General features: G+C 29.8%; 16 protein-coding genes, 1 riboswitch and 1 other annotated feature. Of the genes, 12 read left to right on the forward strand and 4 right to left on the reverse strand.

Translation table 11 applies throughout. The features are described from left to right. Window positions 1-190: 190 nt before the first annotated feature. From pflB (CLCHR_RS04225) to pflB (CLCHR_RS04235), 3 genes are all read left to right on the forward strand, one after another. Complete coding sequence (gene pflB, locus CLCHR_RS04225) at window positions 191-2,422, forward strand: formate C-acetyltransferase (RefSeq protein WP_079438445.1); 2,232 nt, start codon at window positions 191-193, stop codon at window positions 2,420-2,422. A 232-nt stretch (window positions 2,423-2,654) separates the two neighbouring features. Continuing rightward, window positions 2,655-3,365 carry a pyruvate formate-lyase-activating protein gene (gene pflA, locus CLCHR_RS04230; RefSeq protein WP_079438446.1) on the forward strand — a complete coding sequence of 237 codons (711 nt, stop codon included), beginning with the start codon at window positions 2,655-2,657 and terminating at the stop codon, window positions 3,363-3,365. Between the two features lie 45 nt (window positions 3,366-3,410). Next, a riboswitch (ZMP/ZTP riboswitch) is annotated at window positions 3,411-3,513 on the forward strand. Between the two features lie 69 nt (window positions 3,514-3,582). Continuing rightward, complete coding sequence (gene pflB / locus CLCHR_RS04235; protein ID WP_079438447.1) at window positions 3,583-5,814, forward strand: formate C-acetyltransferase; 2,232 nt, start codon at window positions 3,583-3,585, stop codon at window positions 5,812-5,814. A gap of 172 nt (window positions 5,815-5,986) precedes the next feature. On the opposite strand, the gene CLCHR_RS04240 is transcribed toward pflB (CLCHR_RS04235), so the two are convergent. Both CLCHR_RS04240 and CLCHR_RS04245 read right to left on the reverse strand, forming a co-directional pair. Beyond that, a complete protein-coding gene (locus CLCHR_RS04240; RefSeq protein ID WP_079438448.1) occupies window positions 5,987-6,148 on the reverse strand; it encodes a rubredoxin in 162 nt (53 codons plus the stop codon). A 173-nt stretch (window positions 6,149-6,321) separates the two neighbouring features. After that, on the reverse strand, window positions 6,322-6,939 hold the full coding sequence (locus CLCHR_RS04245) for a 3'-5' exonuclease (RefSeq protein WP_079438449.1): 618 nt from the start codon (window positions 6,937-6,939) through the stop codon (window positions 6,322-6,324). 255 nt (window positions 6,940-7,194) lie between these two features. Here CLCHR_RS04245 and CLCHR_RS04250 point away from each other — a divergent pair, with 255 nt between their 5' ends. Next, window positions 7,195-8,151 (forward strand): L-lactate dehydrogenase, encoded by a 957-nt coding sequence (locus CLCHR_RS04250; protein WP_079438450.1) that lies wholly within the window; start codon window positions 7,195-7,197, stop codon window positions 8,149-8,151. Window positions 8,152-8,812: 661 nt separating this feature from the next. Here CLCHR_RS04250 and CLCHR_RS04255 read toward each other — a convergent pair. Further along, on the reverse strand, window positions 8,813-9,784 hold the full coding sequence (locus CLCHR_RS04255) for a biotin--[acetyl-CoA-carboxylase] ligase (protein ID WP_079438451.1): 972 nt from the start codon (window positions 9,782-9,784) through the stop codon (window positions 8,813-8,815). A 186-nt stretch (window positions 9,785-9,970) separates the two neighbouring features. Here CLCHR_RS04255 and CLCHR_RS04260 point away from each other — a divergent pair, with 186 nt between their 5' ends. The 8 genes from CLCHR_RS04260 (at window position 9,971) to CLCHR_RS04295 (ending at window position 19,301) form a co-directional block, all read left to right on the forward strand. Next, window positions 9,971-11,014 carry a phosphodiester glycosidase family protein gene (locus CLCHR_RS04260; protein ID WP_079438452.1) on the forward strand — a complete coding sequence of 348 codons (1,044 nt, stop codon included), beginning with the start codon at window positions 9,971-9,973 and terminating at the stop codon, window positions 11,012-11,014. A 20-nt stretch (window positions 11,015-11,034) separates the two neighbouring features. Beyond that, complete coding sequence (locus CLCHR_RS04265) at window positions 11,035-12,081, forward strand: dipeptidyl-peptidase IV (protein WP_079438453.1); 1,047 nt, start codon at window positions 11,035-11,037, stop codon at window positions 12,079-12,081. A gap of 198 nt (window positions 12,082-12,279) precedes the next feature. Next, window positions 12,280-12,936 (forward strand): site-2 protease family protein, encoded by a 657-nt coding sequence (locus tag CLCHR_RS04270; protein WP_079438454.1) that lies wholly within the window; start codon window positions 12,280-12,282, stop codon window positions 12,934-12,936. 484 nt (window positions 12,937-13,420) lie between these two features. Beyond that, window positions 13,421-13,694 (forward strand) — a binding site (T-box leader). 184 nt (window positions 13,695-13,878) lie between these two features. Then, window positions 13,879-15,570, forward strand: a complete 1,692-nt coding sequence (gene argS, locus CLCHR_RS04275; protein ID WP_079438455.1) for an arginine--tRNA ligase — start codon at window positions 13,879-13,881, stop codon at window positions 15,568-15,570. Between the two features lie 349 nt (window positions 15,571-15,919). Next, on the forward strand, window positions 15,920-17,053 hold the full coding sequence (locus CLCHR_RS04280; protein ID WP_079438456.1) for an AI-2E family transporter: 1,134 nt from the start codon (window positions 15,920-15,922) through the stop codon (window positions 17,051-17,053). A 39-nt stretch (window positions 17,054-17,092) separates the two neighbouring features. Then, complete coding sequence (locus tag CLCHR_RS04285) at window positions 17,093-17,629, forward strand: nitroreductase family protein (RefSeq protein WP_079438457.1); 537 nt, start codon at window positions 17,093-17,095, stop codon at window positions 17,627-17,629. A 179-nt stretch (window positions 17,630-17,808) separates the two neighbouring features. Beyond that, a complete protein-coding gene (locus CLCHR_RS04290) occupies window positions 17,809-18,537 on the forward strand; it encodes an HAD-IB family hydrolase (protein ID WP_079438458.1) in 729 nt (242 codons plus the stop codon). Window positions 18,538-18,551: 14 nt separating this feature from the next. Further along, on the forward strand, window positions 18,552-19,301 hold the full coding sequence (locus CLCHR_RS04295) for a ribonuclease H-like domain-containing protein (protein WP_079438459.1): 750 nt from the start codon (window positions 18,552-18,554) through the stop codon (window positions 19,299-19,301). A gap of 80 nt (window positions 19,302-19,381) precedes the next feature. Here CLCHR_RS04295 and CLCHR_RS04300 read toward each other — a convergent pair whose 3' ends face one another. Next, the gene (locus tag CLCHR_RS04300; RefSeq protein ID WP_079438460.1) at window positions 19,382-20,260 is read right to left on the reverse strand and encodes a ComEC/Rec2 family competence protein; all 879 of its coding nucleotides are present in this window, start codon (window positions 20,258-20,260) and stop codon (window positions 19,382-19,384) included. Window positions 20,261-20,536 lie beyond the last annotated feature (276 nt).

The following is a 20,536-nucleotide window of genomic DNA, read 5'->3' on the forward strand; positions in this document are numbered from 1 at the left end:
ACTATATATTGTATAGAGGCTCGAAAAAAGATTTTTGGTTAAAACTATATAAAAAAGAAAAAATGAAAATTAATACTAATTGATAAAAGATATCATTGACAAAAGTTAAAATTGGATATAAAATAAATATATAGATTAATTGATTAAAATTTAACAAAGTTTTAATGCAAAGTATAAAGGAGGAAAACAAATGTTTAAACAATGGGAAGGTTTCAAAGGTGGAACTTGGCAAGAAGGTATAGATGTAAGAAACTTTATACAAAAGAATTACAAATCATATGAAGGAGATGCAAGTTTCCTTGTTGATAAAACTGAAAAAACAAGTAAAGTATGGGCAAAAGCTTATGATTTAATAGTGGAAGAAGTTAAAAAAGGAATTATAGATGTTGCAACAGATAGAGTATCAGGAATTGATAATTATGATGCTGGATATATAGATAGAGATAACGAAGTTATAGTTGGACTTCAAACAGATGCTCCACTTAAGAGAATTGTAAATCCATTTGGTGGATTGAGAATGGTTCAAAGCTCTCTAAAAGAATATGGATATGAGCTAGATAAGAATATCGAAGAGTATTTTCCAAAATACAGAAAAACTCACAATGAAGGTGTATTTGATGGATATACAAGGGAAATAAGAGCTGCAAGAAGTGCAGGATTATTAACTGGTCTTCCAGATGCTTATGGTAGAGGAAGAATAATTGGTGATTATAGAAGAGTGGCCCTTTATGGTATAGACTACTTAATAGAAGAAAAGAAAAAGGATCTTGATAACCTAAATGGTGATATGCTTGACGAATTAATAAGAAAAAGAGAAGAAGTTTCTACGCAGATTAGGGCTTTAGGTGAAGTGAAATCAATGGCAGCTAAATATGGAATTGATATATCTAAGCCAGCAGAAAATGCAAAAGAAGCTGCTCAGCATTTATACTTTGGATACTTAGCGGGTATTAAAGAAAACAATGGTGCTGCAACTTCATTTGGAAGAACTTCTACTTTCTTAGATGTTTATATCGAAAGAGATTTAGAAGCAGGATTAATTACAGAAAAAGAAGCTCAAGAAATAGTAGATCAATTAATAATTAAGTTAAGATTAGTTAGACACTTAAGAACTCCAGAATACAATGAACTATTCGGTGGAGATCCAACTTGGGTAACTGAATCAATTGGAGGTATGGGTATCAATGGTAAGTCACTTGTTACTAAGAACTCATTTAGATATCTTCATACTTTAATAAACTTAGGAACATCAGCTGAACCGAACCTTACAGTTTTATGGTCAGATAAACTTCCAGAGAACTTTAAGAAATATTGTGCAGAAATCTCAATAAAAACAGATTCTATTCAATATGAAAATGATGAAGTTATGAGACCAGTTTATGGTGATGATTATGCAATAGCTTGCTGTGTATCAGCAATGAAAGTTGGTAAGCAAATGCAATTCTTTGGAGCTAGAGCAAATATAGCTAAATCACTTTTATATGCTATAAATGGTGGAGTAGATGAATTAAAAGGCATTAAGGTAGTGCCAGGAATTCCAAAACTTACAGATGAAGAAGTTCTTGATTTTGATAAAGTTAAAGCAAATTATGATAAGGTAATGGAATATGTAGCTAAAGTTTACGTAGATACAATGAATATAATTCACTTTATGCATGATAAATACGCTTATGAAGCAAGTCAAATGGCACTTCATGATACAGCAGTTGAAAGATTAATGGCATTTGGTATTGCAGGACTTTCAGTAGCTATAGATTCATTATCAGCAATTAAATATGCAAAAGTTAAACCTATAAGAAATGAAGCAGGTATAGCAATAGATTTTGAAGTTGAAGGAGATTTCCCTAAATACGGAAATGATGATGATAGAGCAGATGATTTAGGTGTGGCATTAGTTACTAAGTTCTCAAATGAGCTTAAGAAACACCCATTATATAGAGATGCGAAGCATACATTATCAGCACTTACAATAACATCAAATGTAATGTATGGTAAGAAGACAGGTACAACTCCAGATGGTAGAAAGAAGGGTGAACCTTTAGCACCAGGAGCAAATCCAATGCATGGAAGAGATATAAATGGAGCATTGGCATCACTTAACTCTGTAGCTAAAATTCCATACAATGAAATCTGCCAAGATGGTGTATCTAATACATTCTCAATAGTTCCAGATGCACTTGGAAAAGACGAAAATCAAAAGATTAGCAATCTAGTTGCAATTTTAGATGGATATTTCACTCAAGGGGCTCATCATTTAAATGTTAACGTACTTAACAGACAAACATTAATTGATGCAATGGAAAACCCAGATAAGTACCCAACACTTACAATTAGAGTTTCAGGATATGCAGTTAACTTCAGTAGATTATCAAAAGAACAACAATTAGAAGTTATAAGCAGAACTTTCCACCAAAGCATCTAATTGCATTCATAGCAATATAAATTATAAAAAATAAATAAATTATTGGAAGAAGGGGGAGGTTGACTTTCCCTTCTTTTGCTTTAAGATGAATAAGGATAGAATTCATTAATATTAAGTAATAAAGTATGTATTTTTCATATATACAAGATATTAAATGTTAATAACCTTAATTCAAGGAAATAATAAATTTAAATACAGTTTTAAAGTATAATAAATATAGGGGGTGTAATAAATGTTGAAAGGTAACGTTCATTCAATAGAGAGCATGGGTCTTGTAGATGGGCCTGGAATTAGAGTAGTAGTATTTTTACAAGGTTGTGCATTAAGATGCAAGTATTGTCACAATCCTGATACTTGGTCAGCTAGCGGTGGAGAAGAGTACACTCCAGAGGAGTTAGTAAAGAAGATAGAAAGATTCAAAACTTATTTCGCAAGCAGTGGCGGAGGAGTTACATTTTCAGGAGGAGAGCCTTTAAGGCAACCGGAATTTCTTTTAGAAACTCTTAAATTATGCAAGAGCAAAGGAATAAATACTTGTATTGATACAGCAGGCTACGGATTTGGAAATTATGATGAAATATTAAAATACACTGATTTAGTCTTATTTGATATAAAACATTTTACTCCAGAAGGATATAAAAATGTGACTTTAATGAATATAGATGAATCCTTGAAATTCTTGGAAGCAATGAAGAGGAATAATACAAAAATGTGGATAAGGCACGTTGTTGTACCAGGATTAACAGACGATATAGAGCATTTAAAGGAACTTAAGAAATATATAGATAAGATACCTAATGTTGAGAAAGTAGAGTTGCTTCCATATCATTTATTAGGTGCAAATAAGTATGAAGTGTTAGGGCTTAAATATCCACTTGAAAATGTAGAAGCGGCAGATAAAGAATTAATAAAAAAATATCAAAAAGAGATATTTGGATATTAATTCATGTTGACAAACTAAATAGGTTCGTATTATTCTTATATTAAGATTTGGTCATATGACTGACGGAAGTGGAGTTACCACATGAAGTATGACTAAGGCATAATATATTATATTATATGCCAAAGAGCCGACCGTCTGGGCAAAAAAGCCTGGATTGTCGGCTTTTTTATATGGAAAAAATTATGTAATCAAATTTGTTTTTAAGGAGGAAAAAATTATGTTTAAACAATGGGAAGGCTTCAAAGGTGGAACTTGGCAAGAGGGGATTGACGTAAGAAACTTTATACAAAAAAATTATAAGTTATTTGAAGGTGATTCAAGCTTTCTAGAAGATAAAACTGAGAAAACAAATAAAGTATGGACAAAAGCATATGAGCTAATTGTTGAGGAAGTTAAAAAAGGAATCATAGGTGTTGCAACAGATAGAGTATCAGGAATTGATAATTATGATGCTGGATATATAGATAGAGATAACGAAGTTATAGTTGGACTTCAAACAGATGCACCTCTTAAAAGAATTGTGAATCCATTTGGTGGAATGAGAATGGTTCAAAGTTCTCTAAAAGAATATGGATATGAGCTAGATAAGAATATCGAAGAATATTTTCCAAAATACAGAAAAACTCACAATGAAGGTGTATTTGATGGTTATACAAGGGAAATAAGAGCTGCAAGAAGTGCAGGATTATTAACTGGTCTTCCAGATGCTTATGGTAGAGGAAGAATAATAGGTGACTATAGAAGAGTCGCTCTTTATGGTATAGATTACTTAATAGAAGAAAAGAAAAAAGATCTTGATAACCTTAATGGGGACATGCTTGATGAATTAATAAGAAAAAGAGAAGAAGTTTCTACGCAGATTAGAGCTTTAGGTGAAATAAAATCGATGGCGGCTAAATATGGAATTGATATATCTAAGCCAGCAGAAAATGCAAAAGAAGCTGCGCAGCATTTATACTTTGGATACTTAGCGGGTATTAAAGAAAACAATGGTGCTGCAACTTCATTTGGAAGAACTTCTACTTTCTTAGATGTTTATATCGAAAGAGATTTAGAAGCAGGATTAATTACAGAAAAAGAAGCTCAAGAAATAGTAGATCAATTAATAATTAAGTTAAGATTAGTTAGACACTTAAGAACTCCAGAATACAATGAACTATTCGGTGGAGATCCAACTTGGGTAACTGAATCAATTGGAGGTATGGGTATCAATGGTAAGTCACTTGTTACTAAGAACTCATTTAGATATCTTCATACTTTAATAAACTTAGGAACATCAGCTGAACCGAACCTTACAGTTTTATGGTCAGATAAACTTCCAGAGAACTTTAAGAAATATTGTGCAGAAATCTCAATAAAAACAGATTCTATTCAATATGAAAATGATGAAGTTATGAGACCAGTATATGGTGATGATTATGCAATAGCTTGCTGTGTATCAGCAATGAAAGTTGGTAAGCAAATGCAATTCTTTGGAGCTAGAGCAAATATAGCTAAATCACTTTTATATGCTATAAATGGTGGAGTAGATGAATTAAAAGGCATTAAGGTAGTGCCAGGAATTCCAAAACTTACAGATGAAGAAGTTCTTGATTTTGATAAAGTTAAAGCAAATTATGATAAGGTAATGGAATATGTAGCTAAAGTTTACGTAGATACAATGAATATAATTCACTTTATGCATGATAAATACGCTTATGAAGCAAGTCAAATGGCACTTCATGATACAGCAGTTGAAAGATTAATGGCATTTGGTATTGCAGGACTTTCAGTAGCTATAGATTCATTATCAGCAATTAAATATGCAAAAGTTAAACCTATAAGAAATGAAGCAGGTATAGCAATAGATTTTGAAGTTGAAGGAGATTTCCCTAAATACGGAAATGATGATGATAGAGCAGATGATTTAGGTGTGGCATTAGTTACTAAGTTCTCAAATGAGCTTAAGAAACACCCATTATATAGAGATGCGAAGCATACATTATCTGCACTTACAATAACATCAAATGTAATGTATGGTAAGAAAACAGGTACAACTCCAGATGGTAGAAAGAAGGGTGAACCTTTAGCACCAGGAGCAAATCCAATGCATGGAAGAGATATAAATGGAGCATTGGCATCACTTAACTCTGTAGCTAAGATTCCATACAATGAAATCTGCCAAGATGGTGTATCTAATACATTCTCAATAGTTCCAGATGCACTTGGAAAAGACGAAAATCAAAAAGTTAACAACTTAGTGGCAATACTGGATGGATACTTCACTCAAGGTGCTCATCACTTAAATGTTAATGTTCTTAACAGACAAACATTAATTGATGCTATGGAAAATCCAGATAAGTACCCAACACTTACAATTAGAGTTTCAGGATATGCAGTTAACTTCAGTAGATTATCAAAAGAACAACAATTAGAAGTTATAAGCAGAACTTTCCATAAAAATATATAAAAATAAAATAACAATTTAATCCATAATTAAAAGACTATAAAAACAAGTACTTGTTTTTATAGTCTTTTTTCTTGAAATAAAGTCTAAGTACAATAGTATTATTGATACAATTAGATTTACTTAAGTGTATTAATTATAACCTAGTATATTATATTACTTTCATAGATTGTAATTACTCTTGAATAGAAAAATTATCTTTGTTAAAGGAACAGATAGGGCATACCCAATAATCAGGCAAATCGTCAAAATCAACATTAGGTGGTATTCCGCCATCTGGATCCCCTAATTCAGGATCATAAATATATCCACACACTTCACAAACATATTTCTCCATTTTATCACCTCATTTATAATTTAAACAAGATTGAAATACTATAACTAATCAATAAGCACTTATAACATATATAAAAGTATTAAAGAATAATAAATAGTTAATGTTGCAAATTATCATATAATATATTATATGATTATATTGTTAAGGTGTTAATGATAAAAAAAATTTGTATACTAAGATCTTGAGTTTAAACGATTTGAAAAATATCCTTTAGGGAAATGACCTTTTTTTAAACCTTCAATAACAGTTAAATAAGTTGCAGCTGTATCGAATCTAGCATCATGGTAGTTTCCGCTTCCTTCAAATAATTTTTCTGATGTCTCAGTAATTTGGCTGCTAGGTATATTAAGCCATTCAATCACTTCAGATAGCTTTGGATTTTTTATTTCACCATTGGCCTTAGGAATTCTGCATATATCCCTGTAATAAGCCATTGTGCAGAAAACATTTTTAGGAACAAAATCTTCTCCTAAAGATTGTAATTCGTGCTTTAAAAATCTGACATCAAAATTTACATTATGTCCGATAAGGAAATCTGCATTAATAAAGTCATCAAGAAATTCAGGAACTAAGTCCTCAAAGTATTGACCATTTGATAAATCATAAAGTTTTTCCAAAGAGAAACCATGAATTTCTTCAGCCGATGGATCCATATCTTCAACAGTGAAAAAAAAGTTCTTTCCCGTAGTTACTTGTGGTTTTACGCTAGCATCTACAGTAATATAACTTAATTGGCATATACTGCCTGGTTTTATACTGGTTGTTTCTGTATCAAAAAATAATAATTTCATTAAAGTGTACCTCCATATTGAATATCAGGCATTTGAAACAAAATTAAAAAATGCCTAAATAAAAAAATTACGAATAAGTTGTTAAATTTAATTATATAGTATTTACGAGAAAATTCAAATAAGTTATAATTAATAGTAAGAATTATTATTAATTAATAATGTAAGGGATTATATATAGTTATATGACAAAAAATTAACAATAAATAATAATTTCTTTATTAGGAAAGAATAGTCCATAAAGAGGAGGAATTTATAATGATAGAGAGAAAACGTAAGATATCAGTGATTGGTGCAGGGTTTGTAGGTGCGACAACAGCATATGCTTTAATGAATAGCGGAGTGGCTACAGAAATCTGTTTATTTGATATAAATATGGATAAAGCAATGGGTGAAGTAATGGATTTAGTTCATGGCACATCTTTTGTTAAACCAGTTAGTATTTATGCGGGAAGTATTGAAGAGACAAAAGATTCAGATATAGTTATAATTACTGCTGGTGCGGCTCAAAAAGAAGGGGAAACTAGATTAGATTTAATTGAGAAAAATTATAATATATTTAAAGGATTCGTGCCACAAATTGCAGCAGCGAGTCCAAATGCAATTTTATTAGTTGTATCAAATCCTTGCGATGTATTAGCGTATATAACTTATAAATTATCAGGGTTCCCTAAGGAAAGAGTAATTGCATCAGGTACAGTTCTTGATACTTCAAGATTAAAGTATGTTATTGGTAAGTATTTCAATGTTAATAATAATAATATCCATGCATATGTTTTAGGTGAACATGGTGATAGCGAAGTTATAAGCTGGAGCACTGCAAGTATAGCAGGTGGAAGCTTTGAGGAATATGCACAAAAATTCAATTTGGAATGGGATGATGCAGTAAAAGCAGTAATTGAAAGTGATGTAAAGAATGCAGCCTATGAAATAATAAGTAGAAAAAATGCAACTTATTTTGCAGTAGCATTAGCTGTAAACAGAATAGTAGAAGCAATATTAAGAGATGAAAATACTATTTTAACTGTATCTTGTTTATTACAAGGGGAATATGGAATAGAAGATGTTTATCTAGCAGTACCTGCTATAGTCAACAGTACAGGAGCAGTAAATATAGTAAATCCTGAAATAAAAGATGCAGAAGAGCTAAAAAAATTACAAGAATCAGCAAATGTCTTAAAAGATCACATTCAAAAGGTATTAAACAAGAAGTAAATATTTTGATAGTATTGAGAAGAACTTAATGTGAAGCGAGAACAACCGAAATAGAAGACATATATGTTCCTCAGGACTATGAAAAATCTCGCTGGGAATATCTAAATTAAAAGTTGCACCACTTCTGCATGTTCCTGTGATATGCACAGGACAAGCAAAAGTGGAACAACTTTCAATTAAGATATTCCAGCAGCTTATTTTTCAATGCCTGCTCCACATATATGTCTTCTATTTCTTTGTCTTGCTATCACTTTAAGTATTTCACATATACATACAAAAGACTGTATGAGTATTGTATTATAAATATAAGAACTGTATGAAAAGTCTTAAATATTCAGTCATTAAATATATTGTAATAAGAGAAATATAAATACTTGTATAAATATATAGCTATTTAAGCTTACTATTGAACAAAGAAATGGAATATATGTTTTTGCGCAGTGTTCATAAGGAGATTTTGCTGGTCGTGATTCTTAGAATATAAGTTGTTCCAAATGTGCTTGTTCAAAAGCGTAGTCTTTGAAGCAAGCACTTTGGATGCAACTTATGTTCTTAGAATCACCCAGTAAAATCTTCTAAGAACCGAAGTAAACACATATATTCCATTTCGGTTGCTTAGAAGTAAACTCTAAATAACATCTTAGTGCAAGTATTTTTATATTTAATCTATTCCCTTAAAGCTAATTTCTCCTGTAAGTACTGCTTTTTCGGTGCCAGAGCTATCTCTAATGATAAGATCTCCTGTATCGGATAAAGAAACGCAAGTTACGATTTCTTCATTATTATAGGTTATTAATTTTGCTTTTTTTCCAAAAATGCTTGAATGGTTTCTGCAAATAGAAATTGTTTCGGTTAGATCTAAATTATCAGTAAATTTATTATATAGGATTTCAAAATTTAGAAGTAACTCAGCAAGTATCTCACTTCTTTTAAATTCTTTATTATGCTCAATCTTTAATGAAGTGGCAGTAGATTCGGTGTTGTCATCAAAATCACTTTTATTTATATTTATATTCATGCCAATCCCTAATACTAAATAATGAACAGCATCCATATCACATTTCATTTCAGCTAATATACCACAAAGTTTTTTATCGTTTAACAGAATATCATTTGGCCATTTTATTGTTGAGTGTATATCATATTTTTCTAGGGTTTTATAGATAGAAGCAGCAGCAATTTGCGTTATCTTAGGGGCTTCGGTTGGAGGAATATTTGGTCTTAGTATTAGAGTAAACCAAAGTCCGCCGCTTGGAGAAACCCATTTTCTATTGAAACGACCACTACCAAGAGTTTGCTTTTCAGCTATAACAATAGTACCATCTTCAGCACCTTTTTGTGCAAGGTCTTTCGCTTTTATATTTGTTGAATCTATATCATTAAAATAAATTATATTACGGCCAATTTTAGATGTTTTTATCATAGGTAAAAGTTCGCTTTTACTTAAAATGTCTGGAGACGATATTAACTTATATCCTTTATTTGAAATTCCTTCTATTACATATCCTTTTGATTTTAAATTTTTTATATGCTTCCATATAGCGGTTCTTGAAACATTTAAAGTCGAACTAAGGTGCTCGCCAGAAACATAATCTTCAAATTTTTTTAATTCATTTAAAACTTTCTCTTCCATAAAACGTATACCTCCTAAAATCCATTATAACATAACAGAATTTAAAGAAAAAAGTATAATTGGAATTTGAAAAAAATGATGGAAAAATCAAATTATTGTAATATAAATAAAAATAATATATAATAAATTTTGGTGTAATTTAAAATAATTATATGTCGATGAGGAACTTTTAGAGAGGATAATAAAATGAATACGAATAAAGGTAATAAAAATATAGATCAAAAATCTAGAGTGAAACCTAAAAAAGTTAAGAAAAATACAAAAAGAATTTCAGTTAAAACATTGATAGCATTTTTTGCGTTTGAAATGATTTTTACATTGTGTACGGCTCCGCTTACGCTTTTATATGGACCGTTTGAAAATGCAAAAGCTACATATGTAGGGGCTGCTATGACTTCAATGAGCCATCAATATCTGGCTACTTGGTTTTTATCAGATGAAAAGATAGCAAAAATCTTAGGACAGAACTCAACTGAAGGAACAAGTGAAACAACAAATACATCAGAAATTGAAATTCCAAAAGTTAAAGATGATACAATAGAATACTATAAAATCGAGAACGAAAAATATACAGGTCATTATCTTGTAATAAAAGATTCGACTAGAGTCAAAATAGGATATACTTCTAAATTACAAGTAGAGGGTGAAACTACATCTCAAATAGCAGAAAATAATGATGCTATTGCAGCTGTTAATGGTGGAGGATTCACAGATCAATCCTCAAATCAAAAGTGGACAGGAAATGGCGGTCTTCCAATAGGACTTATTATGAGTAGTGGTAAGGTTATCTATAATGATTTAGGAAAGGATCAAGAAGCTGACTTACTTGCAATAGATAAACAAGGCATAATGCTTGTTGGTAAGTATTCAGCTGAAAAACTTCAAGAGCTAGGAGTTCAAGAGGCTCTAAGTTTTGGACCATCATTAGTGATTAATGGTAAAATGACCCCTATGAGTGGAGATGGAGGCTGGGGAATAGCTCCAAGAACAGTTATAGGGCAGAGAAAAGATAGTGCAATTATTCTTCTGGTTATTGATGGTAGAGGTGCAAGCAGTTTAGGCGCTACATTAAAAGAAGCTCAAGAAGTTATATATAAACTGGGAGCGGTTAATGCAATGAATTTAGATGGAGGAAAATCTACCACAATGTATTATGATGGAGATATTGTTAACACACCATCATATAGTATGGGGGAAAGATCTATCCCAACTGCAATTATTGTTAAATAAACAGAAGGTGAGGGTAAGTTATGAAAGTATTTAAGAAGATAATTGCGTGGGCAATATTATCTATAATACTACAAATTGGCGGATTATACATATTAGATAACTTTGTATTCAAACATTCGTCAGATTTTAAGAGTGAAAAGATAGAGTTAAGCAAAGATAAGACTAAAGACATTAAAGCCACTATTCCTTCTGGTGCTAAAGATGTAAATGTATCATATGATGGAAAGTATTTAACGTATAGTCAAGATAATAATCTATACATACAAGATACAAAAACAGGTACTAATACTCAAGTGAAAACAGAGAATAATGGAGAAATTCTTTATTATAAATGGCTATCTGATAGAGACAGACTTATAATGGCTAAAAAAGTAGAAAAAGATGGTGAAAAGAAAATTCAGCTTGTAACCTATAATCCAAAGGATTCATCTGAGACTGCTGCAACTGAAAATAATGAAGATATCTGTACTTATCAGGAAGGCATGGAAGTTAGAAAGGTAAGTGAATCAACCATTACAGGTGTTTATTATATTGACCTCTATAAAGGCGGATTGAAGAGTATAGTTTATAGAATTGATATAAATGGTACTTTAACTAAAGTTCAACTTCAAACTAACATTTTAGGGAATATGCAGATAATACCTCATGAAGATAGGTTAATTTATGAAGATAAAGTAGATGGTAGATTTTTTGTTACAAATCCAAATAAGCAGCTAAAGTTTAATTCAAATAAAAAGTTAACACTTTTAGGTATTGATAGAAAAGATGTAATTTACATGGGTGAATTAAACGGTGATAAAGTTACAACAATTACTTATGGAAAAATTAGTGAAGATACTTCTTCTTGGAAAAAGGTAACTTTAGATTCGGTTGTAAATTGTAATGATTTATATTTTAGTAATCAAGGTGAAATTTTGCTTAATGATAATCTTAAAGGCAGTGTTAAAAACTTGATGACTGGAAAAGAAATTGAATATGAAGGAAAACTTATTCAAATCAAAGATGATTTTATAGCAACTATGGATAACAAAGGAAAGTTGACTTATAAGAATTTAGATAAAAAGTAATATTATGAAAGGGGTATCTAAATATTAAATTAGATACTCCTTTTTATGTAAAACTTCGATGTCGAAAAGATTTGGATGAAATGATAGAGATGATAAATAATGCAATGAAAAATGAATGTTAATCTTTTGAAAATAGTGCATGAACAGGCGTAAAATATGGTATAATACAAAACATGTACAACTAATAAGGAGGAAAATATGAATTCATTATTTAATATACAGCAAACAATATATGATAAGATTATATTAATCCCAGCAATACTAATTGCTTTTACATTCCATGAATATGCACATGCATTTGTCGCTGATAAGCTGGGAGATAAGACACCAAGATTTCAAGGAAGATTGAATTTAAACCCAATTACGCATATAGATCCAGTAGGATTCATTTTAGTTTTACTTTTTGGATTTGGATGGGCAAAGCCGGTACAAACTAATCCGTCAGCATATAAAAACTATTATAAAGATGATTTAAAGGTAAGCTTAGCTGGACCGGCTGCAAACTTTTTAGTTTCTATAGTTGCTACAATAGTACTTGTGCTTTTTGTAAGGTTTGGACATGGAATTCCAATGGCATTGTATAGAGTATTAGAATCTATGATATATTCTATTCTTACACTTAACGTGTTTTTAGGGTTATTTAATTTAATACCAGTTCCACCGTTAGATGGCTTTAGTATTCTAAGAGATTTATACCCAAAAGTTTTTTACAAATATGAAAATATGTATTATCAATATCAGATGATAATAATGATGGTACTTATATTTGTTGGAGGAAGAATAATTCAGATTCCTGGAAGAATTATAATAAATATGTTATATAGTTTCGGTAATTTAATACTTAACTTTTTATAGTATAGATATTCAATAGAAAACTTAGATATATGTGATAACCAACCGAAATAGAAGGTACTCTGTTTCTCGGTTGCTACCAAAAATAACTGTGGATTTCTATCAGTAAAAGTTGCACCAGTCCTGCTTGTTCCTTAGGCAAGCTAATGACAAGCAGGACTGGAACAACTTTTACTGAAGAAATACCTACAATTATTTTTTCAATGCAACACTACGAAAAAGAGTACCTTCTATTTCTGGTATGGAAAGTATTTCAAAGCATAAATCAAATTCATAGTTTGGATATCTAAATTATATATTTGATTTATAACTAGAATGATATACATACTTGTTAACTTTGAGCGTATCACTATACTGGAAACCGAAACACAATATATTACTTATTTCGGTAAGTTACACATAAGTCTAAATTAATATATTTGTGATATATATAATACCAAGTTGACAAATATATAGATAATTTGTATAATATATTATCATTAATATTGAAAATTCTGAGAAGAGGAAAGTAGTTTAATTGATTCCTTAAGCGAGTGGGGGAACGGTGTAAGCCCTATGGATAGATTATAATGAAGAGAGCCTTGGAGAAATCACCTGAAATCAGTAGTTAAAATATAATAATTTAATATATCTTATATATGAGTTATTATTTTTGAATGTTTAGTAGGGTTGGTCGCAAAAAAACTTGCGTTAAAAGTTAAGGGGTATTTTATTTATATAAAATACAATTAGAGTGGTACCGCGGATAGTTCGTCTCTTTGTTTAAGAGAGGAGCTTTTTTTATTTGCATGCTAACATATTTGTTATAAATTATGTAAATACTTTTACGAAAAGAAGTAAAAAATAGTAATTAGTACTAGAATAAAATAATTAGTTATAGTCTTACAGGTTAATGCCTGTTTAAGTTTAAATAATAATGTTTAAGCATATTTAAGGAGGATATTTATGGATTACAAAAATAAAGTTGCAGAACTAATAAAAGCTCATGTGGAATTAGATATTGAAACAATAGAAAAATTAATTGAAATACCACCAAAGCCAGAAATGGGAGACTATGCATTCCCATGTTTTCAGCTATCAAAAGTTATGAGAAAAGCACCAAATATGATAGCGGAAGAATTAAAAAACAATATGTCTACTGAAGGATTTGAAAAAATAGAAAGCTTAGGACCTTATCTTAACTTTTTTGTTGATAAAGGTGTATTTGCAGAAAATACAATCAAGAAAGTTTTAGAAGATGGAGATAATTATGGTGCATCAAATAGTGGAGAAGGTAAAACAGTTTGTGTTGAGTATTCTTCACCTAATATAGCTAAGCCTTTCCATGTAGGGCACTTATTTACTACAGCTATAGGAAATGCCTTATATAAAATGTTTAAAAAAGAAGGTTATGATACAGTTGGTTTAAACCATTTAGGAGACTGGGGTACTCAATTTGGTAAGCTTATATCAGCTTATGATAGATGGGTAGATGAAGCAGCTTTAGAAAAGGCTCCAATAGATGAACTGCTTAGAATATATGTTAAATTCCATGAAGAAGCAGAAAAAGATCCTTCTTTAGAAGACGAAGCAAGAGCTAATTTCAAAGCATTAGAAACTGGTGACGAAAAGGCTACAGAGCTTTGGACGAAATTTAGAGAATTGAGCTTGAAGGAATTCGAAAGAGTTTATAATATTTTAGGAGTAAAATTTGATTCGTTGGCAGGTGAAGCATTCTATAATGATAAGATGGATGTTGTTGTTAATGAACTAAAGGAAAAAGGTCTTCTTGTTGAAAGTAATGGAGCTCAAGTTGTTATGCTTGAAGAGTATAATATGCCTCCTTGTATAGTACTTAAGGGCGATGGAGCATCAATATATGCTACAAGAGATTTAGCAGCGGCTATGTACAGAAAGAAAACTTATGATTTTTACAAATGTGTTTATGTAGTTGGAACTCCACAAGCATTACACTTTAAGCAAGTATTTAAGGTTTTAGAACTTGCAGGCAATGAATGGGCAAAAGACTGCGTACATGTAGGATTTGGATTAGTTAAGTTTGCAGATAGAAAGCTTTCAACAAGAAATGGTTCAATTGTTTTACTAGATGATCTATTACGTGAAGCGGTAGATAAAACTATGGAAGTTATTAACGAGAAAAATCCTGGACTTGAAAATAAAGAAGAAGTAGCAAAGAAGATTGGTGTTGGAGCTGTAATCTTTACTTATCTTAAAAATTCAAGAGAAAAAGATATTGTCTTTGATTGGAAAGAAATATTATCATTTGACGGAGAAACAGGGCCATATGTTCAATATTCATATGCTAGAGGAAATAGTATATTAAACAGAGGAAATGAATGTACTGGAACTGTTGATTATAGTAAATTATCATCAAAAGAGGAATTTGAATTAGTTAAGAGCATAGCTAACTTTAATAATATGATAACTTTAGCGTTAGATAAATTAGAACCATCAATATTAACAAGATACGTTATAGAAGTTGCTAAAGGCTTTAATAAATTCTATAATGCCCACTCAGTATTAAACTTAGAAGACGAAGATTTAAAAGCTACAAGATTAAACTTGGTTAAAGCAAGTCTACAAGTAATAAAGAATGGATTAGAGTTAATTGGAATAGATGTAGTGGAAAAAATGTAGATTATAAAAGTATATATAGAGATATAAAAAAACTATGGAGTATTTCAACTTCTAAATAATATATGACACTATAAAGGGAGTAAACTTTTTTATGCAGTGTTGCATTAGCATTCTATTGCAGCGGTCATAACAGATTTTACTCCCTTTCTCTAGCTTTATGTCTTTGGTGTATAGATAAACATATTTACGAATTTGTTAAAACCTTAAGTTATAGCATAAGTTTAATTTATATTAATTGTCTATAATTATATTTTTAGTACATAATAAAGAATACGTGATGTGAAAAATGGATATATGATATAATTAAGTCACTATTTAGGTAAGTTTTTTTGAAGGGATTTGAGGTGGATTGTTTATAAATAAAAATATTAAATATAGAGATATATTAATATTTGCATTAATGGGTTTGATTGGATATAAATTAATAGATAATTATGATTATTTTTTTAATATAGGAAAGAAAGCCTTATCAATTGTTTCGCCATTTATTTATGCAATGATTTGTGCGTATATATTAAATCCGGTGGTAAGTTTTGTGGAAAAAAGGTTCAAAATAAAAAGAAAAATATCAATTGCAATTACATATTTTATAATTGTAGCATTAGTTTTTATTGTATTATTTTATTCTATACCTAGCTTAATTGATAGTATTGTAAATATTACAATAGAGATACCAACGTATGTTGAAATTATACAGAAATGGGTTAATACAATTCTTGAAAATGAAAGAATAAAAGTATTAATTACGCAAGCAGGTCTTTTAGATAATTTGCAGCAAATATCAAATAAGGCAGGTAATATGTCGATAGATTTACTACAAAATCTAGCCATGTATCTACTTTCCTTTACTTCGAATTTAGTTAGTGTGGTTTTAGGCTTTGTGATATCAATATACATCATTGCAGATAAAGAAAAGTTTATTAAAAGTTTGAGAATCATTACTTATATGATTTTAAAGGAAGAGAAAGGAACTAATCTAATAGAATTTATTAGAACCTACAATAAAATGATCGGTACATATATTGGCATAAAGGCAATAGATTCTTCCATAATTGGAATATTAGCATTAATAGGATTGGTTACAGTTGGAGAACCTTATGCACCACTGATTGCACTAATGGTAGGTGTAACAAACATGATTCCTTACTTTGGACCGCTTGTAGGAGATATTATCAGTGTAATAGTTGCGATTTTTGTATCGCCAACAAAAGCGATAATTGTTTTTATACTTTTGCTTTCTATTCAACAGTTTGACGCATGGTATCTTGAGCCTAGACTTGTAGGCAAAAAGGTTGGGATAAGCCCTCTTGGAATTATATTAGGTGTAACAATATGTGGAGGTATTTTGGGACCTATAGGAATGCTTTTAGGATCTCCAACAATGGCTACGATTAAAATATATTATGAAAAAATATATAATAAATTTAAAGAGAACAATCCAAGTTTAGTAAATAAAGAAGATTTAGATATTTTTACTGATTAAAATACAACATAATTTAATGGGAGGTTGAGGAATAATACTATGGAAGAATTTTTTGAGTTAATAAATAAACGTCAAAGTTGTAGAAAATATTTAAGTAAGCTAGTTGAGAAAGAAAAATTAGTTAAATGTATTGATGCTGCGAGAATGGCACCTTCAGCATGTAATAGCCAGCCATGGCACTTTGTTGTTGTGAATAATAGTGAGTTGGCTCCCAAAGTTGCCGAATGCTTACAGGATAAAATAATGAATAAATTTACTAGTGAATGTCCGGCGTTTATTATTGTAATAGAGGAAAGTGGAAATTTAACATCTAGAGCAGGCGCGTTAATGAAACAGCAGGATTATAGGTCGGTTGATCTTGGAATAGCAACCGAGCATATTTGCTTAGCAGCAACAGAACAGAATCTTGGAACATGTATTTTAGGATGGTTTAATGAAAAAGAACTTAAAAAGCTTTTAAATATTAGTAAATTAAAAAGAATACGGTTAGTGGTGGCAATAGGATATCCGGAAAATTATGATATAAGAAAAAAAGTAAGAAAGAGCATAGATGAAATTTCAACTTTTATAGAATAAGCCTAGAGGATTTTAAAAACACTATCAATAAGTAAGTATTTTTGATAGTGTTTTAATAATTTAAAAAGATGTTGTAATATATTACTTTAAGTTTATAAAATTAGTTTTATAGCTTATCTATACTTTTCTGAATTAAAAAAATAAAGTATAATTAAAATAAGTAAAAAGGATGTGGGATAGTGTCAACAATAGGTGCTTTTTTCGATTTAGATGGTACTTTATATAGAGAAGGACTAATAACAGAAGTATTTAAGAAAATGGTAAAGTATGAGATTATAGGCTCAGATAGATGGTATAATGATCTAAGACCTCATTTTATGAAATGGGATAAGAGGCAAGGTGACTATGATAGTTATCTTTTAAAGATGATAGATATATATATTGAATCTATTAAAGGACTAGAAAAATACCAAATGAAGTATATAGCTAAAAAAGTTGTAGAACAAAAAGGCGATAGGGTATATACTTTTACGAGAGATAGAATAAAGTGGCACTTAGCTAACAATCATACTTTGATTATAATATCTGGATCGCCTTCAGAATTAGTTGGTGAAATGGCTAAGAAATATGGCTTTACAGATTTTATTGGTGCACAATATATTACAGATAGTAATAATATGTATACAGGTGAAGTAATACCAATGTGGGATAGTAAGAGTAAAGCAAAGGCTATAAATGATTTTGTTAAAAAATATGATATAGATTTGAATGAAAGTTATGCTTATGGTGATACAGCAGGAGATTATACTATGTTTAAAAATGTAAAACATCCTTATTGTATGAATCCAACAAAAGAACTTTTGCAAAAAGTATTAAAGGACAGGGAGCTAATTAAAAATATTAATGTTGTTGTTGAAAGAAAGGATGTAATATATAATTTAGACATTGAGGATATACAATTCTTATAGGAAAGAGTGGTACTGTGATTATTCGTGAAAACAAGATGAAGGTAGAAGAATATATAGATGAATTTATGCTGAAGTCTCAAGATAAGGAATATAATCCTGAAGATATTATTTTCTTCGATCTTGAACACTATGTTTATAAAAAACCAAAATGTATTGGGGTATTTGGAGCGTGTGAATATGATAAAAAGAATAACAACATCCTAGTAACTCAATATATGATTGAAGATCGAGATGAGGCAACAAATATTCTATATCTTGCAAAAGACTATTTTATGAGAATGAAACAAAAAGGAAAAAAGGCAATAATCACTTTTTCAGGTAATAATGATTTTACTGTTATTAATTATCTTTTTAAAGAGAATGGTATATACTACAATTTCGAAGAGGAATTTGATTCCATTGATATTCAAAAAGAGTATGAAAAATATAAAAAATTATCAATAGGGTTAAAAAAATTAGAAAAGGTTTTTGATATAGTAAGAGAGGGAGAGGTTATTAGTGGTTCAAACTTAGCCAAGACCTTTCACAAAGTTATGAAAGATAGAAGTTATTTTAAAAGGATGCCAGAGGAGAAGATAGAAAAGATTCTTCTATATAATGAGCAAGATGTTATAAATTTATATTATATATATGTAAATTGGAAGAAATATATTTTTGAAAATATTACCGAAGATAATATTTTAGAAGAAAATGTTGATAATTTAGATGGTTTGGAAGAATTAGATGAGTATAATATAAGTGAAGAAGAATCGGATGAGGATTAAAAGAAGAAAGCTTAATATAGATTTTAAATTAATAAAATAAACCTATCATTTCAAATTATTGAGAAAAGATAGGTTTATTTTTATTTTTTGCTTATTTTAGTTCCGTCAGAAGATAATATTACTGTTCCGTCTTTATCGGTTCTATATATAGTTACCTTATTCTCTTTTAAGCTCTTAATTGTTTCATTATTTGGATGATTATACGTATTATCTTTACCCACGGAAATAACCCCTATTGATGGATTAATCTTATTTAAAAAAGCTTTTGAAGTTGATGTAGATGATCCATGATGACCAACCTTTAATACATCAGAACTAATATTTTCGTTGTTATCGAGTATCTTTTCTTCCACATCTTTTTCGGCGTCTCCAGTGAATAAAAAGTAGGTACTGCCATATTGAATTCTAATAACTGATGAGTAATTATTTAGATTTTCATAAGAATCATCTATAGGAGAAAATACTCTTACATTAGTATTTTTACCTAAGTCAATAGAATCAGTATCCTTTCTAATTACGTTGATTTTTAGACCTTTACGTTTTAAAGAGTCAATCATTTTTTCGAATGTCTTTGTTGTGCTTTGAACTTTTGGAGCATAAAATTTTAGAACGTTATAGCTATCTATGATGTCGGACATGTTTCCAATATGGTCTTCATGGGGATGAGTTGCAATTACATAATCTAACTTCTCTATATTTAGTTTAGACAAATAATTTAAAAGTTCATTTTTATCAGATTTAGGACCTGCATCGATTAACATATTTTTATTGTTAACCTGAATAAGAATTGAATCTCCTTGGCCAATATCAATGAAGTGCACAATCATTTGATTTGGATCAGGCTTAATGTAATTAGAATTTTTATATAAAGAACTGCAACTTATTAAGTAAAGTGAAATGATTATCATAAATAAAAATATGGATATATATTTTTTCTTGACAATAAATATCTTATTCATAAAATTAACTGCTACCTCTTAATGAATTTTTTATATAATATTTTATCACTATTTGAATTAAATGGAAATAAAATATTTTATGATAAAAAAAACAAAAGTACGAACGAATACTCTATAGATTAATATAAAATTCATAAAATATAAGCTGCTTGCTTATATTAGTATAATAAGGATTAAAATGTATTTTGGGGTTTAAAGGAAAATTGCATATAAATTCTTATGAAAAAATATATCCATGAAGTTTTAAATGTGTGTAAAATGAAAAATACTATAATT

Source organism: Clostridium chromiireducens (assembly GCF_002029255.1).
Lineage (GTDB): Bacteria > Bacillota > Clostridia > Clostridiales > Clostridiaceae > Clostridium > Clostridium chromiireducens.

Bases quoted from the DNA above. Each gene is read 5' to 3' on its own strand.
- pflB (WP_079438445.1), top strand. From the start codon at position 191: ATGTTTAAACAATGGGAAGGTTTCAAAGGTGGAACTTGGCAAGAAGGT.
- pflA (WP_079438446.1), top strand. From the start codon at position 2,655: ATGTTGAAAGGTAACGTTCATTCAATAGAGAGCATGGGTCTTGTAGAT.
- pflB (WP_079438447.1), top strand. From the start codon at position 3,583: ATGTTTAAACAATGGGAAGGCTTCAAAGGTGGAACTTGGCAAGAGGGG.
- CLCHR_RS04240 (WP_079438448.1), bottom strand. From the start codon at position 6,148: ATGGAGAAATATGTTTGTGAAGTGTGTGGATATATTTATGATCCTGAA.
- CLCHR_RS04245 (WP_079438449.1), bottom strand. From the start codon at position 6,939: ATGAAATTATTATTTTTTGATACAGAAACAACCAGTATAAAACCAGGC.
- CLCHR_RS04250 (WP_079438450.1), top strand. From the start codon at position 7,195: ATGATAGAGAGAAAACGTAAGATATCAGTGATTGGTGCAGGGTTTGTA.
- CLCHR_RS04255 (WP_079438451.1), bottom strand. From the start codon at position 9,784: ATGGAAGAGAAAGTTTTAAATGAATTAAAAAAATTTGAAGATTATGTT.
- CLCHR_RS04260 (WP_079438452.1), top strand. From the start codon at position 9,971: ATGAATACGAATAAAGGTAATAAAAATATAGATCAAAAATCTAGAGTG.
- CLCHR_RS04265 (WP_079438453.1), top strand. From the start codon at position 11,035: ATGAAAGTATTTAAGAAGATAATTGCGTGGGCAATATTATCTATAATA.
- CLCHR_RS04270 (WP_079438454.1), top strand. From the start codon at position 12,280: ATGAATTCATTATTTAATATACAGCAAACAATATATGATAAGATTATA.
- argS (WP_079438455.1), top strand. From the start codon at position 13,879: ATGGATTACAAAAATAAAGTTGCAGAACTAATAAAAGCTCATGTGGAA.
- CLCHR_RS04285 (WP_079438457.1), top strand. From the start codon at position 17,093: ATGGAAGAATTTTTTGAGTTAATAAATAAACGTCAAAGTTGTAGAAAA.
- CLCHR_RS04300 (WP_079438460.1), bottom strand. From the start codon at position 20,260: ATGAATAAGATATTTATTGTCAAGAAAAAATATATATCCATATTTTTA.